The organism is Paratractidigestivibacter sp. (assembly GCF_052362415.1).
Lineage (GTDB): Bacteria > Actinomycetota > Coriobacteriia > Coriobacteriales > Atopobiaceae > Paratractidigestivibacter.
Genome location: NZ_DAWEMK010000074.1, coordinates 6,605 through 8,938, shown reverse-complemented (window position 1 = coordinate 8,938; position 2,334 = coordinate 6,605). Strand labels below are relative to the sequence as shown.

The window sequence follows — 2,334 nt, the reverse complement described above, 5'->3', positions numbered from 1 at the left end:
ACGCCGCTTGACCAGCGCCTCGTTCCGCTGCACATGGTGGATGTCTGCGATCCTGGCGTCGATTTCTCCGTTCAGGTTTTCCAGGCGGAATGCCGCGTGTGCATCGACGGTTTGCTTCGACGCGGCACTCCGCCCATCCTCTGCGGAGGGACCGGGCTCTATCTCGACAGCGTGATCGACGAGATGCGGTTCCCCTCCGGCGAGAAGGGCGACGACAACCGCGCCCGGTACGAGAAGCTCCTCGCCGACGAAGGTCCCGACGCCCTCTACAGCCTCCTGCGGGAGCGCGATCCCAAAAGCGCGGAGATCATCCACCCGAACAACTCGAGGCGCGTCGTGCGCGCTCTCGAGCTTCTGGACGAGGGCAAAAGCTACGCCGAGCACCACGAGGGGCTTCTTTGCCGAAAACCGCACTATGACGCGCGCATCTGGGCCGTGGCTATGGACCGGGACCGCCTTTATCGCAGGATCGAGCAACGCGTGGACCTCATGGTCACGTCAGGGCTTCTTGATGAGGTGAAGACGCTCCGCGAGCAGGGCCTCACGAAGAACTCCACCGCCGGACAGGCGATCGGCTACAAGGAGATCCTCGATTACCTGGACGGCGAGGTCTCCCTGGATGGAGCGGTCAAGCTCATCAAGGTGCGGACCCGCCATTACGCAAAGCGACAGCTCTCGTGGCTGCGCAGGGACGGTCGCGCCCAGTGGCTGGACATGGACCAGATCGACGCCGACGAGGCCGTGAAGGCCATTGTCGACGATTATCGGGCGGCGACGCATCGCGCCGCCGAGGAAGAGTAGCATGGGTCGCTTCAAGCCGTTCTACACCGCGCCAGTCACGGAAAAAGCAATCCTCGTCGGAGTGGACCGGGGAATCGGCAACTGGAGCTGCGACGATTCGCTCGCCGAGCTCGCGCGTCTCGCCCTGACCGATGGGGCCGAGGTCGTCCTCACCATGAAGCAGCGCCTCGACGCCCCGGTGCCAAAAACCTTCATCGGCAAGGGCAAGGTCGAGGAGCTCGTCAGCTACGTCCATAACCTCGACGCCGACGTCGTCATCTTCGACGACGAGCTCACGCCGTCGCAGCAATCGAACTTAGAGAAAGCGGTGGGGGAGCCCGTCAAGATCCTCGATCGCACGGCGCTTATCCTCGATATCTTCGGGCAGCACGCAAAGACGCGCGAGGGGCGCCTCCAGGTGCAGCTCGCGCAGCTCCAGTACGTGCTCCCGAGGCTGAGGGGCATGTGGAGCCACCTCGTGGGCGAGCAGACCCGCGGCGGCATCGGAAGCCGATTCGGCCAGGGCGAAAGCCAGCTCGAGGTGGACCGCCGCCTGATCCGCGACAGGATCTCGACGCTTCGCCGGGAGCTCGCGGAGCTCGAGAAGCGCAGGGGAGTGCAGAGCAAGGCGCGCTGGGACTCCGGCGTGTACCGCGTCGCGCTCGTGGGGTACACGAACGCAGGCAAGTCGTCGCTGCTCAACAAGCTCACCAGAGCAGGCGTTTACGCGAAAGACGAGCTCTTTGCCACGCTCGACCCAACGACGCGCTCCATGACCCTCGAGGAAGGACGCAAGCTCACCCTCACAGACACCGTCGGCTTCATCCAGAAGCTCCCCACGACGCTCGTGGAGTCGTTCAAGTCGACCTTGGCCGAGGTCCGCGCAGCAGACCTGATCCTGCTTGTGGCCGACGCCTCCGACGTCCGCTGGAAAGACGAGATGGCGGCCGTGAACTCGATCCTCAAGGACATCGAGGCGGACGGAATCCGCCGCGTCTTGGTCCTGAACAAGGTGGACCTTCTCGAGCCCGACCAGAAAAAGGCCCTCCAAGTCGAGAACCCCGATGCCGTACTCGTCTCCGCGAAGGAGGGCATCGGCATCGATGGGCTGCTGTACCGCATTGGGCGCGAGGCGGCCGCCGGCGACGAGACGATTACGGCGCTCATCCCGTACAGCAAGGGGCTCCTGCTCAAGATGTGCCACGAGCGCTGTCAGGTCATCCGCGAGAGATACGTCGACGGCGGCCTCTTGGCCACGCTGAAGGCATCGGAACGCATGCGGGCCACCTTGGAGCCGTATAAAGTCGATGACGGCTTAGAGAGCGACTCCGCTCAGTAAGAGCAGCAGTGGCTGGTGCAGCACGTACACGAGAAGCGCATGCCTGCCAATGAACTCCAACGACTTGCACCTGAACCTCATGAGTGGCCCCGGCAATCCACGGGCCTTGATGACGGGCCCTACGGCGGCGCCGGCAAGATACATGAGCGTGTAGGGGAGCAGGGGATAGTAGTCCCCCGAGGAGAACCTCGGCCCCGGAAAGCCCAGCCAAGAGA

At 64.0% G+C, this 2,334-nt stretch carries 3 protein-coding genes; 2 read left to right on the top strand and 1 reads right to left on the bottom strand.

Translation table 11 applies throughout. The features are described from left to right. Positions 1 to 801: tRNA (adenosine(37)-N6)-dimethylallyltransferase MiaA (miaA, locus tag ACT84W_RS07725; protein ID WP_444328782.1), on the top strand; the 801-nt coding region annotated here is incomplete at its 5' end. Between the two features lies 1 nt (position 802). Further along, positions 803 to 2,119, top strand: coding sequence for a GTPase HflX (gene hflX / locus ACT84W_RS07720; RefSeq protein WP_444328781.1), 1,317 nt, complete (start codon positions 803 to 805; stop codon positions 2,117 to 2,119). On the opposite strand, the gene ACT84W_RS07715 is transcribed toward hflX, so the two are convergent. Further along, positions 2,096 to 2,334, bottom strand: a 239-nt coding sequence (locus ACT84W_RS07715; protein WP_444328780.1) for a heparan-alpha-glucosaminide N-acetyltransferase domain-containing protein, incomplete at its 5' end; no start/stop codon positions are given. The genes hflX and ACT84W_RS07715 overlap by 24 nt on opposite strands.